The following is a 20,971-nucleotide window of genomic DNA, read 5'->3' as shown; positions in this document are numbered from 1 at the left end:
GAATCGACTGTCGGATAGTGGGTTGGTCAAGTGAGCGTAGAATTACTGGTAGCTATTACCGACTTTGCACGAATTGAATTACGACAAAACCATCAACACTGTGTCTTGGTTGGTATGAGTACGTTGTTAGCAAATCACGACTCCAAATACCGCAACCGCCCCACCTCAGCCACACGCCTCCCCAACCGATTGCGTTTCTCACTCACTGCGTTTGTTGCGATACTCATCCCTCGCGCGACTTCGATAGGGCTTTTCGGACGTGAAGTCCTCAAATCCCCATCAGTGCACGCCACATGAAAATCCGACTTTTCGAAGTAGACACAATCCACCGTGGCGCGTGCGGCGGCAGGCCTGAGGTCGTCCCGAAGGCCTGCCACCTATCGCGCGAGGGATGAGTGAACGAGCGACAGCGAGTGAGCGAATCGGTTGGGGAGGAAGTGGTCTGCGGTGGCGGAGGCGGTATTTGGAGTCGTGATTTGCTTTTTCAAAATAATCCCCAATCACGTGGTTGCGGTATTTGTTGACGCGATTTACTCCTCCGTTAACCGAATAAACCTCATCGTTTCCCTCCACACCAAAATCATCCCACCTGCCCACAAGCCCACATCCTTCTCCTAGACGCGAATCGTTTTTCCCGTCGGCCCGCACGTATTCTGTATGGCAATCGGCGATCTCTGGGAAGTCACGACGGGCGACTGCTCCGACCTGTACTACCTCGACACCGGAATGTACGACACGGAAGGCTACGGCGCGGTCTACATCCTCGACACCGAAAAACCGGCAATCATCGACTCGGGCATCGGGACGAACTACGAGCGAATCCTCGACGCGCTCTCCGAACTCGGCATCGCGCGGGAGGAGTTGGAAGCAATCGTCTTGACGCACGTTCACCTCGACCACGCTGGAGGCGCGGGATTCCTCGCCGAGGAGTGTCCGAACGCGGACGTATTTATCCACGAAATCGGCGCGCGCCACCTCGTCAATCCCGAATACCTCGTCAAGGGGACGAAGAGCGCGGTGGGCGACCAATGGGAGTTCTATGCCGAACCGAAACCGGTGCCGGAAGACCGGGTAGTCGAAATAACAGATGGCGACGTAATCGACTGCGGAAACGAATTGAAAGCCATCCACGCGCCGGGACACGCTCCGCATCAAGTCGTCCTCCACGACCGCGAGAACGACGCGGTGTTCACGGGCGACGCAGCGGGTATCTGGGTGCCGAAAATCGAGCGAGTCCGAGAAACCTCGCCGCCCTCCGATTTCGACCTCGATACGTGTCTGGACGACGTGGAGACCATCCGCGAAATTTCCCCGACGACGCTCCTCTACCCGCACTTCGGCCCGCGTCCGTACTCCGACAAGGCGATGGACGAGTACGGCGAAGTCCTCTCGCAGTGGGTTGCGGCGGTCGAATCCCAGCGTGCCGCGGAGGGCGACGACGAGGCAGTCATCGAACATTTCGTGGAAGAACAGGAGATGGACGACGTGTGGGGGAAACGAAAGGCTGAGGCCGAAACCGTGTTGAACACCCGCGGAGTTCTCCACTATCTCGACCAGAGGGACGACGATTGATCCCCTCCAATCGATTAAAACGTCAATAAACTCTTGTATCGTTTTACACTACCTTAATGTCACACGGGTTTGAACAGGGTGGTATGGAGTGGCGTGACGCCGAGCAGGAGTACACAGACCCGGCCATCGGACGGACGACGTTGGCTCGGATGTTCGAAGACAGCGCCGAGCGACACGCGAACCGCCCTGCACAGCAGTACAAAGGCAGCGTGTACCGTCGTTCGCTCACCAAAACCGTACTTCCGGCGGCACCGGACGGCGATTTTCGCGCACTTTCGTACGCCAAAATGCGCGACATCGTCCGCAACCTTTCTGCCGGATTTCGCGACCTCGGCGTTTCTGCGGACGACCGAATCGGTATCTTTGCGGATACGCGAATGGAGTGGGCGCAGTCCGACTTCGCCCTGCTGTCTGCTGGTGCGGTCGTAACGACCGTCTACCGGAGTTCGTCGGTTTCGCAGGTCGAGTACCTCCTCGGCGACCCGGACGCCACCGGCGCCGTCGTGGAAAACGAGGATTTGCTGGAGCGGGTTTTCGAGGCCGAAGACGGACTCAACCTCGAATTTATCGTCGTGATGGATTCCCTCTCGCGGGAGTACGACCGCGACGATCTCTACACCCTCGCGGAGGTTCACGACAGGGGCGAGGAACTGTTCGACCCCGAAGAGTACGAATCGTGGCTCGACGCCCGCGACCCAGACGACCTCGCCACGCTCATCTACACCAGCGGAACGACAGGCAGGCCGAAGGGCGTTCGACTCACCCACTGGAACTTCCGCTCGAACGTCAATCAGTCGTACCGACGGTTCGGCCCCCGTCCGGACAAAAACGTCCCGACTATCGACCAACATTCCAGCACCGTCTCGTTCCTCCCGCTTGCACACGTTTTCGAACGGATGGCCGGTCATTTCCTGATGTTCGCCGCCGGAGCGACGGTGGCCTACGCGGAGAGTCCGGACACCCTCCGCGACGACTTTCAGGCGGTTCGCCCGACGACCGGAACGAGCGTCCCGCGCGTGTACGAACGAATCTACGACGCGATTCGCTCGCAGGCCGAGGAAAGCGACACGAAACGCAAAATCTTCGAGTGGGCCACCGACGTAGGCGTCGCCTTCCACGAAACCGATTCGCCGGGCGTCGGCCTTCGCGCGAAGAAGGTCCTCGCTGACAAACTCGTCTTCAACAAAGTCAAGGACGGCCTGGGGGGGCGAGTGGAGTTCCTCATCAGCGGGGGCGGAAGTCTCTCCGCAGACCTCTGTGCGCTCTATCACGGCATGGGACTGCCGATTCTCGAAGGGTACGGGTTGACCGAAACCTCGCCGGTCATCTCCGTCAACCCGCCCGAAGAGCCGAAAATCGGAACCATCGGCCCGCCGCTGCTCGGCCAAGCGGTAAAAGTGGATACGTCGATGGTCGGTGAGGAGTTCGCCGACGCCGACGGTGAAGTCGGCGAACTCCTCGTGAAGGGGCCGAACGTCACCGACGGCTACTGGAACATGCCCGAGGCGACCGATGAAGCGTTCACCGACGACGGCTGGTTTCGAACCGGCGATATCGTGAAAATTCGTCCGGACGGTTACATCGCCTTCCGCGAACGAGCGAAGGAACTGCTCGTGCTTTCGACTGGTAAGAACGTCGCCCCCGGTCCCATCGAGGACGCCTTTGCGGCTACCGACATCGTCGAACAGTGCATGGTGATGGGCGACGGGAGAAAATTCGTCAGCGCGCTCATCGTTCCGAACGAGGACGAAATCCGCGCCCGAGCGAAACGGGAGGGAATTTCCCTCCCCGAAGATTCCCACGAACTGTGTCGTGACGACAGAGTGTACGAGTGGATAGCGTCGGCGGTCGAAGAGGCGAACCAACGGTTCGAATCCTACGAGAAAATCAAGCAGTTCCGCGTCGTTCCGGTGGAGTTCACCGAGGATAACGACTTGCTCACGCCGACGATGAAGAAAAAACGCCGGAACATACTCGATAGATTTGCCGACGAAATCGAAGCAATATACGCCGGGTAAGTGCGGGCGTTTTTATATCATCGGGTTACTCAGTTGCAATACATGGTGGACATGGAGGGTCGCCCGTGAGCTCCGGAGCAGGTGCCGAGTTGATTTACATAGTCGCCGCCATTATCGGCATCGGCGTCGTGTCGCAGCTGTTGGCAGACCGGTTCCAGGTGCCGAGCGTCCTGTTTTTGCTCGCGGCGGGAATCATCGTCGGCCCCGTCGGAATCGGGCTGGTAAACCCCTCGGCGTTCGGAAGTGCGCTCTCGTCGATTGTCGGCCTGAGCGTTGCTATCATCGTTTTCGAAGGGGCGTTCCACCTCAAACTCAACAAACTCCGGGAAGCCCCGTCGGCCCAGATTCGCCTCGTTACGATTGGTGCGCTCATCTCGTTTGTCGGTACCGCCATAGTAGTTCATTTTGCACTGGATGCGAGTTGGGGTATCTCGTTCGTCATCGGGTCGCTCCTCGTGGCCACTGGCCCGACGGTCATCACGCCGATTCTGTCGGTTGTCGCCGTCCGTGATCGAGTCGGTGCGGCATTGGAAACGGAAGGTATCGTCAACGACGTAACCGCGGCGATTCTCGCCGTCGTGATATTTGACGTTATCGTCCTTACGGGGAGCGAACCGTTCGCACCGACCGAGTTTGTGAGCGAGTTCATCGCCAAACTCGGCACCGGGCTCATCTTCGGGCTCATCGTCTCCCTCATCATCTGGTACGTGCTTCGGTACGTCGATCTCTCGCGGGAGAACGCGCCGCAAAACGCCCGCCTGCTTGTGTTGGCCGGGGCGCTCGCCGCCTACGCCGCGGCGGACTTCTTCGCGACGGAAGCGGGTGTCGCCGCAGTTGCGACGGCAGGTATCGTCCTCGGAAATGCGGATTTGCCCTACGAGGAGCGAATCGAGGAGTTCAAAGGAGACATCACGCTCGTCGTGCTCTCGTTCGTGTTTATCACGCTCGCGGCATTACTGAAACCCGCCGATCTGTTTTCGCTGGGAGTCGGCGGTGTAGTGGTTGCTCTCACCGTGATGCTTCTCCTTCGTCCGCTCCTCGTGTTCATCTCGACCACCGGGACGAAATTCACGCGCGGCGAAAAGCTGTTCGTCAGCTTCGTCGGGCCGCGCGGTATCATTCCGGCGTCCGTCGCCACCCTGTTCGCGCTTCGATTGCAACAAACGCAACCGATTCCGAATTCGGGAGCCGCGGCGACGACCCTCATCGGAACCGTCTTCCTCGTCATCGTCGTCACCGTCGTATTCGAGGCCGGTTTCGCTCGACACATCGCGGAACGACTGAACGTGATTCCAATGCGTGTACTCATCATCGGAGGCGGAAAGGTGGGCCGTGCGCTCGCCGAACGCCTCGAAGATCGTGGAGAGAACGTCGTGCTCATCGAAAACGACGAAACGATAATTCAGACCGCCCGAGACGAAGGGTTCACCGTCCACCGCGGCGACGGAACCGACACGGAAATCCTCCGGTCGGCGGGAGCGGACAATGCCAAAATCGTCGTTGCCGCAACCGGCGACGACGACGCGAACCTGCTGATTGCGCAACTCGCCGACTCGAAGTTCGACGTGGAGACCGTCATCGCTCGGGCGAACAACCCGGACAACGTGGACGCTTTCGAGGATCTCGGCGTTCGCACCATCTCCTCGTCGCTCTCTACGGCGTGGGCAATCGACAACATCATCGAACGTCCGGCGCTGTCGAACTGGATGACCGAACTCGGTCGAAGCGGCGACGTGCAGGAAATAGAGGTCACTGCCAAAGACCTCGTCGGCAAAACGATCGCCGAGTTAGACAGTAGCCTCCCAGGCGGTGTTCTCATCGCGCTCGTCGGTCGAAACGGTGAGACGCAAGTGCCGGACGAGGAGTTTACGCTCCAGAAAGGTGACCACATCACTTTCCTCGGTCGGAAAGAGGCGGTTCGAGACAGTATCAAGCGTTGCCATCCGCAGCAACGACCGTAAAACCGACCTGCTACTGCTTCTCCGTTTTCCGTCGTTCCCGTCTCCCGTTTTTATCCCTTCGAACCAGTTCGAGATTGACTGCCGATAGTAGCATGAACGACCCGAGAAGCAGTCCGGCGTACACGAGGACGGGGATTTCCGTGAACGGATACATACCGATTAACCGACAAAGGATTGCGACACCGCCGACGAGTGACAACCCGAGGTAGTAGGCGCTCCAATTCGACGTACCGGGTGCTGGGTAAAGATACTCGTCGAGTTCGGTTGCCCGTTCGTTGAGTTGTACGTTTCCGCGCTGTCTGTCGTATTCGATAATTCCCGCGTCCGCCATTTTCGGAAGGTGGGTCTGGTACAACGAGGTGTAGACGGATTTTCGCTCCTTGGAAGAGACGAGTTCGACGGACGTGTCGTTTTCCCACGCCGCGACGGCTTCCGCGAGTTCGCCGATGGAAACTGCACCCGACTGTGACCGAAGGTACGAAAGGGTGTAGCGACGCCGGGCGTTCGTGAGGATTTCGAACGCCCTGTCGCGCGACAGTATTCGTGTTCCGGACGATGGCTCGGTGGTCATAGTCGGCGTGCTGTAGTCGGCCTACCGGGCGTTACACTACTTCGACTTCGGGGCAGAGCCGCAAAAAGATATTCGTCGGTTTAGGCCGTCTTGCGCCAGAAAAAAGCCATTTCGAGGGTGAACGTGTCGCGGAGTCACGAACTGTGCTTTTATGCTGCTTTCCTTCCAAACGTTTCGTATGCTTCACACAGCAGGACCACTGCTGACCATCGACGTGAGCGACAGAGAAACACGCACCGACGACGTAGACGACGTGCTATCGTCTTTCGTCGGCGGTCGAGGTGCGGCGACGAAGCTCGCCCACGACCGGATTCCGTTCGACGCCGACCCGTTCGGGCCGGAAAACAGCCTGTTTTTCACGACTGGCCCGTTGCAGGCCTCGAACATGAGTTTCACCGGTCGAATGAACTGTACCGGCGTCTCGCCGCTCACGGGGGGATTGCTCTCCTCGAACGCCGGTGGCTTTCTCTCCCGCCACTTTGCCGCAACCGGCTACAGCGCGGTGGAATTGACCGGCCGGAGCGACGACCTGTTGGCGATTCACGTCACGGACGAGGGAATCGAGTTCGAGGACGTTCCCGAACTCGCCGGAGCGACGACTTCCGAGGTCGGCGAGTACATGGCCGAGAAACACGGGTTCGGTGACGAGCAACTTCTCGTCTCCGGCCCGGCGGGCGAAAACCGCGTTCGATTCGCCTCCATCATGACGACGGAACACCGTGCGTTCGGGCGGGGCGGACTCGGCGCGGTGATGGGCGCGAAGAACGTCAAATGTGTTTCCTTCGAGGGCGATTCCGCCCCGGACATCGACATCGACCCGATTCAGATGGAGGTTCATCGGGAGGCCGCGACGGCCGACGACCATCCGATGAAAGAGGCCGGAACGACCAGCGTGACGGAGTACGCGAACCACGTCAGTGCGCTTCCCTCCTACTACTTCTCTGAACTGGAGTTCGAGGGCGCGAGCGACATCGGCGGCGGTGCGGTGTCCGACAAAAAGTACAAGAAGGGAACCTGCTCGCAGTGTGCCTTCGCCTGCAAACTACCGACGAAGGACGAGGAAACCGGATTGGAAACCGAAGGGCCGGAGTACGAAACCGTGATGGCGTTCGGAAGCAACGCCGGAATCGACGACGTGGTTTCCGTGATGAAATCGAACGACCTCTGCGACGAGTTGGGCATGGACACCATCTCCTGCGGCGACGTGATTTCCGCCTATCTCGCCGCGAACGACGAGTTCGGCAACTCGGATCTCATTCACGACCTCGTGGAAAAAATCGCCCACCGTGAGGACGAGGGCGACCTGCTCGCGGAGGGCGTCCATCGCGCCGCGGACGACCTCGGCGTGGAAGACTGGACCGTCAAGGGTCTCGAATTTGCGGCCCACGACGGTCGAACCCTGAACGGACAGGGACTCGCCTTCGCTACTTCCAATCGCGGAGCAGACCACATGTACGCCGAATTTTACTCGAAAGAGTACCCTCTCGTCAGCAAGGACGAGGCGGTTGACCCGACCGGTTTGGAGGGGAAACCGCCGCTCATCGTGGCAAAGGAAAACTACAACGCGATTCTCGACAGCGGCGTCGTCTGCAAGTTCTCGCGGGACTTCATGACCGAGGAGCGCATCGAAACCCTGCTCGATGCCGAGTACGACGAGTTGATGGAAATCGGCGCGGAAGTCGTCGAACTCGAACGCCACTTCAACAACCAGCGGGGATTCGACCGCGCGGACGACACGCTGCCCTACGACCTGCCGGAGTTCGAAAGCGCGCTGTCGGAGTACTACGAAGAACGCGGGTGGAACGACGACGGGACGGTTCCCGAGGATTCGGGCGTCGTGAGCGCGGACTGAGTTGTACGGACTACCCGCCGAATCGGACATCCTATTAAAAAGCAAAATCACGGCTTACCCATGCAAATCCGGGATGCGGTGCCAGAAGACAGCGACACCGTGTATCGCGTTCACGTCGAATCCATCGCCGAACTCGGACGTGACGGCTATTCGCAGGAGCAAGTCGAAGCGTGGGCGCAAGGGTGTGAATCTGCCGACTATTCGACGGCAATCGATTCGGAGACGCAAGCGTTCGTCGCCGCCGAAGACGGCCGCGGCGTGGTCGGGTTTGGTTCCCTCAACTACGAATCACCCGAGGAGTACGAGGTGACGGTGGACGCAGAAATTACGGCGGTTTACGTCCACCCTGCAGTGGCTCGTGAGGGAATCGGGTCGAAAATCTATTCGGAATTAGAGCGCAGGGCGCGAGAACAGGGTGTTCGAACGCTCGGACTTTCGGCGTCGAAAAACGCGGTGCCGTTCTACGACTCGCACGGCTACGAGCGAGTGCGGGAGTACGTTCACGAATTCTCCAGCGATGACGAGACGGGAGTCGAGGGGTACGTCGTGGAGATGAAAAAGAAGGTGTAACCTACTTACCGTCGTTCGAACGTCATCGCCCCACCCTGTCCGAAGCCGACGCAGAGCGTGGCGAGTCCCTTCGTCGCGTCGCGCTTTTGCATCTCGTGGACGAGCGTCACGGGGAGGCGGGCGCCGGATGCACCGAGGGGGTGGCCGATGGCGATTGCGCCGCCGTTGACGTTGAACTTCTCGTCATCGACGCCGAGTTCGCGCTGGCTGTAGAGCGTCTGACTGGCGAAGGCTTCGTTGAGTTCCACGAGGTCGAACTCCTCGATGTTCTCGCCGGTGCGTTCGAGCAGGCCTTGGGTGGCCGGAACCGGGCCGATTCCCATTATCGTCGGGTCGACGCCCGCGACGTTGTTGTCGCCGACGTAAGCGAGGATGTCGAGGCCGTGGTCTTCCGCGAAGGCTTCGCTGGTGACGAGGGTTGCCGCCGCCCCGTCCGAAATCTGGGAGGCGTTGCCGGGCGTGACCGTGCCGTCGGCTTTGAACACAGTCGGGAGGCCCTGAAGGGCTTCGAGGCTGGTGTCCGGGCGGATGCCCTCGTCGGACTCCACGAGTCCGTTCTCGGTTTCGATGGGGACGATTTCGTCGTCGAATCGTCCTTCGTCGGTCGCCTCCGCGGCGCGCTGATGGCTTCGGAGGGCGTACTCGTCTTGGTCTTCGCGGGAGATGTCGAACTCCTCGGCGACCTTCTCGGCGGTCATCCCCATCTGGAGTTCGGGGAGGTTGTACCGCTCCGACAGTTCGGGGTGGAAGTTCCGACCTTCGTAGCCCCCGGACATCGGAACGCGGGACATGTTTTCGACGCCACCGGCGACGATGGCCTCCCGCTGGCCCGCTCGAATCGCGTCGCTCGCGCTGATGAGCGACTGCATGGAGGAGGCACACCAGCGGTTGATTGTCGTCGCCGGGACGCTCTCGCCGAGGTCCGAGAGGAGCGCGATGATTCGCGCGACGTTGTTGTCCTGCTGGCCGCGCTGTTGGGCGACACCCCACATGAGGTCGTCGATGTGGTCGCCGGTTAGGCCGGTTTCTGCAAGAATCGTGTCGATAAGCGGAATCGAGAGGTCTTCGCTCCGAACCTCTTCGTACACGCCGCCGTCTTTTCCTTGCGGCGTTCTGACCGCTTTGACGATAACTGGTGTGGTGTCGTCACTCATGGCAGAACGTTCTCGCCGGATGCCCTTAAGTGGCGGTAGAACTCCGCGTAAATGAGAAACAGTTTGTAAGTTTATTGACTATCGGAGAGGGTTCAGAAACTATTTGTTCGAACCACGTCCATATCGTCTGTAACTCCCGACGATGCAAGGTTCCGACACCGCTCAGACGAACACTCGTTCCCGCTCCCTCCCGTTGAGCGAAGAGTCCGGGCTCCTGGCACGGTTCGCCAATCCGGTTTCGCTCGTCCTCCTCATCACGATTTTCGCGCTCGCGCTCCGTTTCGTCGACCTCGGTGCACGCGTCGCCCATCAGGACGAGGCCCGCGTCGCCTACTGGATCGCTCGCTACGCCGAAACCGGCGTTTGGTATTACCGACCTATCGTTCACGGCCCCTTTTTGGTTCACGTGAACTCGATTCTGTTCTCCATATTCGGCGCGAACGATTTCTCGATGCGACTCGTCGTCGCCCTCCTCGGCGGCTTGCTTCCGCTGTCGGCCTTGTTGTTCCGTGAGCGATTGCGACCGTCGGAGACGGTCGCGCTCGCAGCCCTGTTCGCGTTGAATCCCATCCTGCTCTACTACTCGCGATTCATGCGAAACGACGTCCCCTTGGCTGCCGTGATGGTGTTCGCGCTCGGCTTTTTCGTCCGGTTTTCGGACACCAGGAAACTGCGCTATCTCTTCTTGGGCGTCGCCTCGTTCGCACTCGGCTTCACGATGAAGGAAAACGCCCTACTCTACGTCGCCTGCTGGGTCGGCGCGGGTGTGTTGCTGTACGACCACCGCCTCTTCTTGCGGCGGGTCGGCAACGAGGGAATCGCTGGCGCGATTCCCCCGCGTATTCGCAATCGGATTCGCGCGAACGACGACCAATCGCTCGCGCTGAGCATCCTTCTCGGACTCGCCGTCGCACTGCTCGCGATAATCGAGTTTTTCGTCATCATCATCTTCTTCTACGCGCCGCGGTCGCAGGGCCAATCCGGACCGGGCCTGTGGAAAGCCTTCTCGAATCCCGGGATGTTTCCGGACGTTATCGGCTCCGCGACCGTCGGCACGTGGAACGAGTTCATGAGCTGGACGGGCCACACCGACCACCCGTATCTCCCGTTTTTCACCGACTTCCTTCGGACGCTGGAGGTCGGCGCGCTGGCGCTCTGTGTCCTCGCCGTCGCCGGGTTCCTCATTGACCGTTACTCCGGCGACCGACCGAACGATGTGGTTTCGTTCGGATTTTACTGGGGTATCGCGAGCCTCCTCGGCTATCCGATCGTGATGGACATCAAAGCCGCGTGGGCGTTGGTGCATGTCGTCGTTCCGCTGGCGTTCCCCGCCGCAGTCGCGCTCGCGCTGGTGTTCCGATGGGGTCGAGACGGCTACGAACGTCGGGACGACGTGAGCGCTGTCGCCGCCGTCATCTTGTTGTTGCTCGTTTCGGCGCAGGTCGGAACGGCAGTCTACGATACGACCTACCAGAACGACCAGAATCCGGACAACCAACTCGTCCAGTACGCCCAGTCGTCGTCCACCGATGCGAAACCCCTCCTCTCCGACCTGCAGCGAATCTCGCAGGAGAACGAAGGAACGGACGTGCTGTTCTACGGAAGCGAACTGTACTCCAGCGACGAATCCGCCGACGACATCGCGCCCGTCGGGAACGGCGGCGATGGCTGGTTTGCCCGTCTCCCCTTGGCGTGGTACTTCGAGGCCGCTGACGCGGACGTGACCAGCACCGACGACGCGGACGACCTTCAGGGCGATAAACCCCCCATCGTCATCGCGATGAACAGCTCGACGACGTGCTCCGACCAATCCGATACCGCCGAGGACATCGACTCTCACATGGACGGCTACAGTCGGTACGAGTTCGAACGATACGGCTTCGACAGTGGCTGTACCGTCAGTAGCATGGCGATTTACGTCGAAGAAGGACGGACCGTTTCCGAATCCTGACTACTCGCCCAACCGTCGCCGGAGTGCCGCAACGCCGCCGACTCCGGCGACCGCCGTTAGCCAGCCGAATCCGGGTTGCCCCGTTTCAGCTGCCGTGGTTGATTCGTCGGCCGTCGTCCCCTGTCGTCCGGCCTCCAACCCGTCGTCGGTCGTACCGGTTCCCGCGGAGCGCGTTCCGGTCGTCCGAGTGGTTCGCGTCGTCCCGCTTCCGGCGAGGCCGAACGACGAAATCGCGTCCCGGAGCGTGACGATGTCGATATTTCTGTCTTTCGCCATTCGAATCGCGGTTCGGATGCGACTCGGTGGAAGGCGTTCGTGCCAGCTGTGCCCCCCGAGGATACCGAGCGCGTTGTTGTCGGCCACCCCATCGAGGAACGCTCCGAGCTCGGTCTCGGTCATCTTTCCTTTGCGGAACATCGCCCGAGACAGATGCGGAAGCGTGACGTCCTTCGGTCGGTGGAGCTGCCCTCGACCACCGATGGCAAGCCCTCCGTTTGCGACGGCGGTGTAGTATTCGCCCGCGAGTTCACGTGTTCGAGGGCCGTACGCGCCATACGGCATCACCATGTTCGTGACGGTGACTCCGTACTCCTCCAGTTGCGTCCTCGACTCCCCGAGGGAAGTTCGTATCACCTCATCCGTATATCGCTCGGTGACGCCGTCGCTGGCCGCGAACGATTTCCCGACCGCCGAATCGAGCGTTAGGAACTCACCGTTTTCGTCGGAGCCCTTTCCGGCAACCGTGACGGTTGCAGACTGAGAGCCGTCATCGACGACGAGTTGGTCTCCCTCCAGCTCCCCGTGGAGGTTCGACTCGACGTAGAGCTTCCGGTCGTCGGGAGCGACGTCCTCGGTTACCGACATGGCACCGAGCGCGCGGTGATGGACGGAGTGAGACATGATTTCCCACCCGTCCGCTTCGAGCGTTCGGAGCTGTTCCGCGCTGAGCCTCCTCTCGGTGCCCACGCTCGCCGACGGAACGGCCGCACATCCCGGAACGCCCTCCTCTCGGTGCGCTCGCTGATAGGCGTGCGTGTAATCCTTGACGGGGCCGTCGTCGTAGGTGAACACCAACTTTCCGTTCGCGGACTGGGCGGCGGACGTGCCGACGACCAGCGTCGCACCGGCGACAGCCATCCCGGTTCGCTTGAGAACGTCGCGACGCGTCGAAGCGCGTTTTCTTGACATCGTTGTTCACTCCCGTGACATCCGCGTTGCGACCGACCGAATCGCTCGTGCGATTCCCACTCCTTCGGCGACGCGCCCACCGGTTCGTTGGACGGCGTGTGCATTCTTCGCCGCGATTTTCCCGGCTTCGGCGGCGACGTCCCAACCGGTTCGCTCGACGGTCTGGTACCGCGTCGTTGCCCAACGGCTTGGATGGGCCAGCAGGTACAGCGCCGGGCACGTGCCGGATTCGACGGCGGCAACGACGTCGTCGGTTGACCGAATGCTCCCGAGGCCGGGAGCGTGCGCGCTCCAATCCCGACCGGTGTCCGATAGGTACAGCAAGTCGCTCGAACCGTCCGAGTCGAACTCGAGTCCGCTGTACGCTTCGCCGACCAGTTCGTAGTCCTCGGGCGTTCTCGCATCCTCCCACATGTCCGTGTTCAGGTGGGGCGAAAGCGGACTTCCGTGCGAGCAGGCGGTTCGAACGTCGACGTGCTCGCGGAACGATTCGAGATTGTCGGCGAAACGAGCGTGTGCGGCTTCGACGCTACCGCGCACCTTCGCGAGATCCTCGTAGTGATAGCCCACTTCGTGACCCTGTGCTTCCATCTCGCGCGCGATATCCGGGTCGAATGTGCTCGTTCGGAAGTAGTACGTCGCACCGATGTCGCGCTCGGCTTCCGCGGCAGCTAGCGAAACGGCGTTGTCGACCCATCGGTCAACGTCGTGTCGAAGGACGATGTGCGGTTCGTCCACCGCGTCCGCTTCGATGTAGTCGGCGACGGTGTAAAACCGGTATCCGGTATCCTGTGCTGCGTCCAATATTTGTTCGTAGTCTGTTAAATTGAATCCCGATAGCTTCATGGGTTCGAAACCGACTTCGATACACCATTGCTTTGTTACGAGTAATCTACTCAAAATATAGGAGTAGAAGGGTATGTCTGAACGAGCTATGACGGTTCGTAAACACCTACTCCGGTAGATTGAACTGATAACGAATCTGATTCAAAGGCTGCGATGACGAATCCGTCTCGCTGGGGCTTCGACGCGCTTAAGATTCTCCCGTGTTAATTCACGGAAGAATGAACAGCGGGGCGCTGGACGTAATCGAGTTCTTGCTCACTGCGCGTATCTACAGCGAAAATCAAGATCTCGATGAAAACGACTTACCACCGGCCATCCGGCAGGTGTTTTGGCACGACGGGACGATAGAGCGACCGCTCCAGACGACCGTCGAAACGACACGCGAAGCGACCGAACTCGACCAGCCGTGGGGTGCTGTTTCCGACCTGATGTTCACCGAGCGCGACACCTTCTCGGGGAGCATCGAGTTGACCCAACGCGAAATGGCCGAGGAGTGGTTCGTGGAACGCGACGAGGAACGAATCGCACGGAACCCGACGCTGGCGTACGCACTCTCCGACCGCGACGGCGTCGATGTGGAGTACGAGGCGGTGCGCGAGGCGAACCGCCCCGTGCAGGCCGACCGGGCGTGGATAGACAGCCTGCTCGAACAGCACTTCGACGCCGACGAGGAGGACGAGGACGGGGAAAGCATGCTCGACCTCGTGGATATCCACGCGCCGGAGGAGGTCGAGTTGACACTGGACGACCTCGTGCTCACGGAAGACCAAGAGGCCGAGATTCACAAAATCATGAAAGCCATCGAACACCGCGAATATCTCGCGGGAATCGGCCTGCGGGAAATCGGGAAAATCCTGTTCGTCGGGCCGCCAGGAACCGGGAAAACCTCGACCGCGCGGGCGCTGGGCTACGACTTAGACCTCCCCTTCGTTGAGGTGAAACTGTCGATGATAACCAGCCAGTACCTCGGCGAGACGGCGAAAAACGTCGAGAAGGTGTTCGAGGTGGCGAAACGACTCTCACCCTGCATTCTCTTCATGGACGAGTTCGACTTCGTCGCCAAAACTCGACGGAGCGACGAACACGCGGCTATCAAACGCGCCGTCAACACCTTGCTCAAATCCATCGACAACATCTCGCTGATTCAGGACGACGTGCTCCTCATCGGCGCGACGAACCACCCCGACCAACTCGACGCGGCGGCGTGGCGGCGCTTCGACGAAATTCTGAATTTCCCGAAACCCGACGTACAGATGCGTTCGGACATCCTCCGGGTTATCACTCGTCGGATGCAAATCAACGACTTCGACCCCGACGAACTGGCGACGAAGACGCAGGGACTCACCGGGAGCGACCTCCGCCTCGTCCTCCGCGAAGCGGTACTCGAAGCCCTCACCGAAAATCGAACCGAACTCACGCAGGACGACCTGCTCAACGCCATTCAGGACTTCGAGGAGCGCGACAATCTGAAGGACATGGACATGATAGACGGCGACCACGACGCGCTGGTCGCTGGCGGGGATATAAGTGGTCACTCGCACGACCACTAAGCGATGGAAATCACCCTCCTCGGCACCGGCGACACGACGGGGACACCGACGCCCGGTTGCGATTGCGACACCTGCTCTCTAGCCCGTGAGCGTGGCATCGAACGCTCTCGATTTTCGGTTCACGTCCGAAACGAGGAGACGGGCGAAAGCCTGCTCGTGGACGCCAGTCCGGACTTTCGACAGCAGATTCTCACCCACGACGTACTGCTTCCGGACGAACTCATCATCACGCACGTCCATTTCGACCATCTGGACGGGTTGGGGAACGCCTACCGGTTGTTCGACTCCCTGCCGGTTCACGCCGCGAACGAAATCGACCCGGAAAAGGACGAAAGCGTTGCCGACACGATTCGAAGCAAGTTCGACTATCTCGACCGCATTTCGGTTTACGACCACGACCCTCTCTCCTCGTTTTCGGCCTGCGGATTCGACGTGACGCTCGTGCCGGTGGAACACCCTCCGCTACTCTGCTACGGAGTTGTCATCTCCGGAAACGGGTCGAAACTCGTCCTCTCGGGCGACACGAGTTACGGAATTCCGGACTCCTCGCGCGAGCGGATGATGAATCCCGACCTCTTTCTCGCGGACGCCATCGTTCCGGCGTCGCTCTGCGAACACCATCCCGCAGGCGGTAGGCATCACACGGAAGACGGCGTCCCGCGCACCTTCGGCTACAAACACATGACGCGAGAGGGAGCGCTGTCGCTGGCGAACGAACTCGACGCGGAAGGAACTCGGCTCGTCCACGTCTCGCACTTTTATCCCGCGGAAGAGGCGTTCGAAGAACCGTTAGCGATAGACGGCGAACAGTACCGGATTTGAATCGAATTTTCGGCGGTCGATTCTACTTTCCTCTCGCTCTGCTTCGTTCTACCGTCGCCGGACGAAGAGGGCGACTGCGAGCAGGAGTGCGACCGCACCGACGACGAAGTCGAATCCGGGAAGCGACGCAGGCCCGGACGGTTCGCTTGCGGTTTGGGTGCTGTTCGCGCCGACGAGGCTGCCGTTGTTTCGCTCGTCATCGTCCTGCACGCCGGGGGTGTCCGAGCCGGTTTCTGCCCCGGGTTCCTGTCCGTCCGCCCACCCGTCGATGGACTGGAGGTAGGAGTGACACTCCTTCATCGACTCGGCGTCGTACTTCGCCGTGTCTCCCGAAATTCCGTAGCTTCCGGTCGCGTTCCGGTCGGCCATGGTCGGGCTTTCCGCGCGTTCGTCGGGCAGACGTGCCACGTCGTACACCAGCCACGGCGTGTAGAACTCCCAGACGACGTCGCCTTCGGGCGTCACTTCGATGACGCGCTGGTGTTTCGAGTCGCCGATGAGCGTGTTGCCGTTTTCGAGTCGATCTGCGTCGCGGGGCCATCTGAGGTCGTCGCCCTGTCCGAGTTCCCACGTCAGGTTCCAGCCGTCGTCCTGTTTTTCGTACTCGACGATGCGTTCGTTCTCGGAGTCGGCGACGAGGAAGGTCGGGTCGCCGTCCTCGCTTTCCAGATAGTCCGGATTGTGCTGTTCGTAGAGGGTGTCGTGGTCGCCGTCTTCCCCGAGTTGCAGGTCGATTTCCTTCGTGGTTTTGTTGATGAGGATGGCTTGGTCGAAGTTACGCGGGGAGGCGAGGTACTGGTCGTCACCGACTTTATCCACGTCGTTGACGTGCGTCCAGTCGTTCGAGTAGTTTCTCGCGGTGTCCTTCGGATAGTGGTCGCGGAAGTACCAGCGCCAGACGACTTCGTCTTTTTCCAAGTCGTAGACGAAGATGCTGTCGTCGTTCGTCTCGGCCTCCTCGTTGTAGGCGCGCATATTGGCGACGAGCAACTGCGTGCCGTTGTTGATGAGGTCGATGTCGTGGGTATCGTGGATTGGAAGTGACTCCTCCCAGACGTGTTCCTGCGTTCGGGGGTTAAACTCGTAGGCGACGGTTTTCCCGTTGGCCGTTCCGGTAACGAAGAGGTTGCCGTTCTCCATCGGGTCGACGTCGTAGCCCCACACCATGCCGTGTTCGGCGGTGTGGTGTACCCACTTCACCTCTCCGTTCGGCCCGACGCCGACGAGTTTCGCGGGTTCTTTCACGCCGTTTTCGAGCCACGAATAGCCTTGCACGGCGACGACGGTCGTTCCGTTCGCGGGATTCACGAGCGTTCCAGCACAGGGGTTCTGCGCGGTTTCCTGCCCGTCCGACTGGGCGGTGAGTGGCGAAGTCAGCAGCGGAAGACAACACAGGAGTATCACACCGACGGCGAGGAACTGCCGTCGAGAGGGCGTCTGCATACCGGTCTCTATTACCGCCCTGCATCTTGTATGTTTACACATCCTTTCGCGAACCCGTCGCCTGCACAGTAGCGTCAGAACGAGTACAAACAGGCGTCACGAACCGCCGCAAAAATCGACCCTACTCCGCCCTCGAACCCAACCACGCGCCGAGCGTCACCCCGTAGATGAGATGACTCACGTGAAAGATGAACCGTTCATCAGACTGTGGGTTCATCCGAAGGACGCGCTTCAGCACGACGTGAATGCCGAACACGGAGAGCAGGAAGCCGTACACCGCTCCCCAAATCGTCCCCCGCTTTTCGTCCATCTGCCCGGATTCGACCACCCGACGCTCGAACAGAAGCGCGAAGAAACCGCCGCCGACCATCCCGTACACCAGATGAAGGACAAGGCCCACCACCGGATATTCGCTCGCCTCCTCGTCGCCGACGAACCGCGCCCAAAACGCCGCGGTCGGCGGGAGCGAACGCGCAATCGGAATTCGGTAGGCGGTCATGACGACGGTAGCGATTAATCCCCCGACCAGACCTCGACCGAACGACCGAGCGATGGTGACCGTATCTGCTGATTCCCGCGACGAAACGGACTGTACGACTGACTTACCGTTTTCAGCGGAATTGCTTCGTTCCATGGTTCCCCCGGAGTGGTATCATCGTCAGTACCGGCGATAATAGGCGTTTGGGCGGAGAAAAATGACACGTACTCCTTTCTCGGCTCACTCCTCCGTCCGAAACGCATCGAGCCCCGTCTGTCGGCGTTTCCGTCCGGCGGGGTCGCCGACCCACGGTGTCCGAGAATCGCGTTCGAAATCGAGGTCGATGTCCGGCGGGTCGGACGGGTCGTGCCCCGGACAGTCCGCCCCGCAGCGAACCGGATTGACGATTCGCCCTTTCCACCGACAGTACGGAAGCCCCCCGTTCCGCGATTCGATTTCGCCGCACGCCGGAAAATCGTAGGTTCGCCAGCCTTTGCCGTAGGCCCGCTCGGCCATTCGCCTGCGTTGGCGGGCCTTTTCCTCCGCGCCCACGACGCGAACGTCGGCTTTTCCCGCGTGCTGTTCGACGAGCTCGGTTCCCGCCGCGTCCGTTCCAAGCGGCGTCGGTTCGCGGATGACTTCTATTTCCTTCTCATCGTCGTCCCCCTCGAACCGCCAGACGCCGACCTCCTCGGGAATCCGGTTCAGGTGCGCGCGGGTGACGTAGCTCTCGGTCGCGAGAATCACTTCGTCCACGAGGCCGAGACTCACGTCCTTGCGAAGTTGCGTTTCGAGGTCGCCGGGCTCCGCGAGGTTGGGTTTGTTCTCGACGCCGACGAGTCGCCCGAACCAGTCCGGATAACGCGCGACCTGCCGGACGTACTCCCTGCCGCCCTTTCGCTCCCGCTCGAAAAATCCGATTTCGACCGCCCTGTCGACGACCTTTCGGGCGTACTCCGGTGACGTGTCGAAGGCGTTTCGCCAGTAGCGCGACTGGCCAACGCCGACTTCGCTCTCGATTGCGGCGTCGGGAATCCGTTCGTTTGTCAGTTCCGCGCGCGCCTCGAACGCCGGGCCGGGTTCGACGCACAGCACGTCGATGATGCGGTTCGAAGGCACGCGGACGCCACCGCCGATTTGCCGCGCGAGAACGTCTCCAGTCGTCGCTTCGAGGTGGGCACACAGCGCCAGTTCGAACGGGAACTCTCGCACGACACTGACTCGGTGCGCCGAAAACAAAAATGCCGCGTCAGTCGTCTCCGTTTCCTCCCTGCATGGTCGGCACCGATTCACGTCGGCCGTCGTTTCCGGGCGCGTCGAAAAGGGACGCGAAACGGGATTTCGCTCGGATGAGGATTCCCTCCTCCCTCACTCGTTCGCGTTTCTCTTTCGATTTTTCGCGTTCGTCTCTCGACTCGCGCTCCTCGTGCATCGGTTCTCGTTTCCGGATTGGATAGTAACTTCCTCGCTTGTGGCACATCGGTTCTCCCCCCAAAACACGGGTTGGCGAGCGACTTCAATAGTCGTTCGCGTGAGTTTCGGAAAGACGGGAGAAAACCTTAGAGCCGGAGCGCGGTGAGAATCGCAGTAGCAACTCGAACGACGAGGAACGGGGCCAGCACGGCGATACCGATGCCCGCAACCCAACCGGCGAGCATCACGACGAGGCCGCCGCCGAGCAGTTCCACGCCGTAGATGGACGCGAGTCCAATGGCGACGACGGCACCGACAGCGAGCGCCAGCGTGACCAACAGGATGAGTATCCGGCGAATCGCGTCGAGAGTCGGAATCCGTTTCGGGAGAGTGGTGGTTTCGTACTTCATTGTGCGTTTCCTCAGGTGGAGAAAGGACTCCTCTCCACAAAAGTGTTAGCTGAAATACAGTTATGTAGGCGGCGCTACTGAAGCGGGTTCCTGTATTTTAGTTATCAATTCGGCCGATTTAGTGCCGTCCGTCGTCACTCGGTCGCGTCTGCAACCCAAAACGGTCCGTATTCGTCCGTCGCTTCCTATGCAACCTGCCCGCGTTCGATTTCGACGACGTTCAAACCGCCGTCCACGATGACGTGAAGTTCGTCGTCCGAAAGCGAAATCGTCACTTCGATTTCCCACGGGTCGTCGGAAAGAATCCTCGTCTGGTCGTCGCTCACGCACCACGAGAGCGCCCAGAACGGTTTCGAACAGAGGTCGATTCCGTGGTCGCTATAGAAGGTGACGACCTGTGATTGGTCGAGGAGCGACAGTCCGACTGTCGAACGCAGTCGGTGGCGACACTGCTCGCACTGATGGTCCACGCGGATTTTCGTTCCGAGAATTTCTTCCGTATCCCGTGTCACGTCCGTTTCCATCTTTCCGTTGCACTCCGGGCAGACGCCGTCGGCGGCGAGGCAGTGGAGGTGGCGTACGCGCTGATTGAACGCGTCCATGATTTCGCAGTCCGTTCGGTCGTTTAATCCACCCGGCGGGAAGGAGTAGCTTCCGTACAGTTTCGCGCAGTCGGGACAATCGATTACCAGCGTCTCGTCCTCGTAGGTCGCGTGCAGGTTCGCACCGCAGTCGGCGCAGGTTTCGTCGAGTTCGATGGGGTCGAGTCGCGGATGTTCGTTGAACGACCCGGCGAGAATCGCGCTGACGACCTTCTTTCCGGCCTGTCGAAAGTCGTAGCCGTCGTCGGTTTGCACGACGAAGTGGTCGGCCAACTGCTGGAGGTGGTAGTTGAACTGCGCGCTGTCGCGTAAGCCGACTTCCTTCCGCAGTTCCGAGAACCGAACCGGGCGTTCGGGCGCCTGCCAAAGGGCTTCGAGGATGGAAAGTCGCGTTTCGTTCGCGATGACGGAAAACGCTTCCGCCGGAGCGAGGCAGTCGTCGCACTCCTGAAGCGGCGTGTCACTGCTCATATACCCACTAAGGACGGGTAGCGAATAAAACGTTGTGTGAATTTCATTTTTGCAACTATCCTGTCAGAAGCGCGCGCCATACCAGAACAGTAGGTTTAT

18 protein-coding genes are annotated in these 20,971 nt (G+C 60.3%); 8 read left to right on the top strand and 10 right to left on the bottom strand.

Annotation, left to right across the window (positions count from 1 at the left end; genetic code table 11):
* Nucleotides 1-657: 657 nt before the first annotated feature.
* From LIX15_RS04925 to LIX15_RS04915, 3 genes are all read left to right on the top strand, one after another.
* Nucleotides 658-1,572, top strand: a complete 915-nt coding sequence (locus LIX15_RS04925) for an MBL fold metallo-hydrolase (RefSeq protein WP_227776390.1) — start codon at nucleotides 658-660, stop codon at nucleotides 1,570-1,572.
* 83 nt (nucleotides 1,573-1,655) lie between these two features.
* On the top strand, nucleotides 1,656-3,590 hold the full coding sequence (locus tag LIX15_RS04920; protein WP_227776389.1) for an AMP-dependent synthetase/ligase: 1,935 nt from the start codon (nucleotides 1,656-1,658) through the stop codon (nucleotides 3,588-3,590).
* 65 nt (nucleotides 3,591-3,655) lie between these two features.
* Entirely contained in the window at nucleotides 3,656-5,551 is a 1,896-nt protein-coding gene (locus LIX15_RS04915) for a cation:proton antiporter domain-containing protein (protein WP_227776388.1), read from the top strand.
* Nucleotides 5,552-5,561: 10 nt separating this feature from the next.
* On the opposite strand, the gene LIX15_RS04910 is transcribed toward LIX15_RS04915, so the two are convergent.
* On the bottom strand, nucleotides 5,562-6,122 hold the full coding sequence (locus tag LIX15_RS04910) for a DUF7344 domain-containing protein (protein WP_227776387.1): 561 nt from the start codon (nucleotides 6,120-6,122) through the stop codon (nucleotides 5,562-5,564).
* Between the two features lie 178 nt (nucleotides 6,123-6,300).
* On the opposite strand from LIX15_RS04910, the gene LIX15_RS04905 reads away from it, so the two are divergent.
* Nucleotides 6,301-7,974, top strand: a complete 1,674-nt coding sequence (locus LIX15_RS04905; RefSeq protein WP_227776386.1) for an aldehyde ferredoxin oxidoreductase family protein — start codon at nucleotides 6,301-6,303, stop codon at nucleotides 7,972-7,974.
* A 60-nt stretch (nucleotides 7,975-8,034) separates the two neighbouring features.
* A complete protein-coding gene (locus LIX15_RS04900) occupies nucleotides 8,035-8,544 on the top strand; it encodes a GNAT family N-acetyltransferase (protein WP_227776385.1) in 510 nt (169 codons plus the stop codon).
* Between the two features lie 5 nt (nucleotides 8,545-8,549).
* On the opposite strand, the gene LIX15_RS04895 is transcribed toward LIX15_RS04900, so the two are convergent.
* Complete coding sequence (locus tag LIX15_RS04895) at nucleotides 8,550-9,698, bottom strand: thiolase family protein (protein ID WP_227776384.1); 1,149 nt, start codon at nucleotides 9,696-9,698, stop codon at nucleotides 8,550-8,552.
* A gap of 142 nt (nucleotides 9,699-9,840) precedes the next feature.
* Between LIX15_RS04895 and LIX15_RS04890 the strand changes: the two genes are divergently transcribed.
* A complete protein-coding gene (locus LIX15_RS04890) occupies nucleotides 9,841-11,649 on the top strand; it encodes a flippase activity-associated protein Agl23 (protein WP_227776383.1) in 1,809 nt (602 codons plus the stop codon).
* Here LIX15_RS04890 and LIX15_RS04885 read toward each other — a convergent pair whose 3' ends face one another.
* Nucleotides 11,650-12,837, bottom strand: a complete 1,188-nt coding sequence (locus LIX15_RS04885; RefSeq protein WP_227776382.1) for a polysaccharide deacetylase family protein — start codon at nucleotides 12,835-12,837, stop codon at nucleotides 11,650-11,652. It abuts the gene before it with no gap.
* Nucleotides 12,838-12,843: 6 nt separating this feature from the next.
* Nucleotides 12,844-13,641: a polysaccharide deacetylase family protein gene (locus tag LIX15_RS04880; RefSeq protein WP_227776381.1), complete on the bottom strand. Its 798-nt coding sequence runs from the start codon at nucleotides 13,639-13,641 to the stop codon at nucleotides 12,844-12,846.
* 260 nt (nucleotides 13,642-13,901) lie between these two features.
* Here LIX15_RS04880 and LIX15_RS04875 point away from each other — a divergent pair, with 260 nt between their 5' ends.
* On the top strand, nucleotides 13,902-15,233 hold the full coding sequence (locus LIX15_RS04875; protein ID WP_227776380.1) for an ATP-binding protein: 1,332 nt from the start codon (nucleotides 13,902-13,904) through the stop codon (nucleotides 15,231-15,233).
* Between the two features lie 3 nt (nucleotides 15,234-15,236).
* Entirely contained in the window at nucleotides 15,237-16,055 is an 819-nt protein-coding gene (locus LIX15_RS04870) for an MBL fold metallo-hydrolase (RefSeq protein WP_227776379.1), read from the top strand.
* A 48-nt stretch (nucleotides 16,056-16,103) separates the two neighbouring features.
* Here LIX15_RS04870 and LIX15_RS04865 read toward each other — a convergent pair whose 3' ends face one another.
* The 6 genes from LIX15_RS04865 to LIX15_RS04840 form a co-directional block, all read right to left on the bottom strand.
* Nucleotides 16,104-17,498 carry an aryl-sulfate sulfotransferase gene (locus LIX15_RS04865; RefSeq protein ID WP_227776378.1) on the bottom strand — a complete coding sequence of 465 codons (1,395 nt, stop codon included), beginning with the start codon at nucleotides 17,496-17,498 and terminating at the stop codon, nucleotides 16,104-16,106.
* Nucleotides 17,499-17,619: 121 nt separating this feature from the next.
* Nucleotides 17,620-18,132 (bottom strand): hypothetical protein, encoded by a 513-nt coding sequence (locus tag LIX15_RS04860; protein ID WP_227776377.1) that lies wholly within the window; start codon nucleotides 18,130-18,132, stop codon nucleotides 17,620-17,622.
* An 84-nt stretch (nucleotides 18,133-18,216) separates the two neighbouring features.
* Nucleotides 18,217-19,188: a DUF5787 family protein gene (locus LIX15_RS04855; RefSeq protein WP_227776376.1), complete on the bottom strand. Its 972-nt coding sequence runs from the start codon at nucleotides 19,186-19,188 to the stop codon at nucleotides 18,217-18,219.
* 37 nt (nucleotides 19,189-19,225) lie between these two features.
* Nucleotides 19,226-19,456 carry a hypothetical protein gene (locus tag LIX15_RS04850; RefSeq protein WP_227776375.1) on the bottom strand — a complete coding sequence of 77 codons (231 nt, stop codon included), beginning with the start codon at nucleotides 19,454-19,456 and terminating at the stop codon, nucleotides 19,226-19,228.
* A gap of 79 nt (nucleotides 19,457-19,535) precedes the next feature.
* The gene (locus tag LIX15_RS04845; protein WP_227776374.1) at nucleotides 19,536-19,799 is read right to left on the bottom strand and encodes a hypothetical protein; all 264 of its coding nucleotides are present in this window, start codon (nucleotides 19,797-19,799) and stop codon (nucleotides 19,536-19,538) included.
* A gap of 185 nt (nucleotides 19,800-19,984) precedes the next feature.
* Nucleotides 19,985-20,872 (bottom strand): winged helix-turn-helix domain-containing protein, encoded by an 888-nt coding sequence (locus tag LIX15_RS04840; protein WP_227776373.1) that lies wholly within the window; start codon nucleotides 20,870-20,872, stop codon nucleotides 19,985-19,987.
* Between the last annotated feature and the right edge of the window lie 99 nt (nucleotides 20,873-20,971).

Source organism: Haladaptatus pallidirubidus (assembly GCF_020700235.1).
Taxonomy (GTDB): Archaea; Halobacteriota; Halobacteria; order Halobacteriales; family Haladaptataceae; genus Haladaptatus; species Haladaptatus pallidirubidus.
The sequence above is the reverse complement of the archived record's forward strand: the minus strand, read 5'-3'. Positions and strand labels throughout refer to the sequence as shown.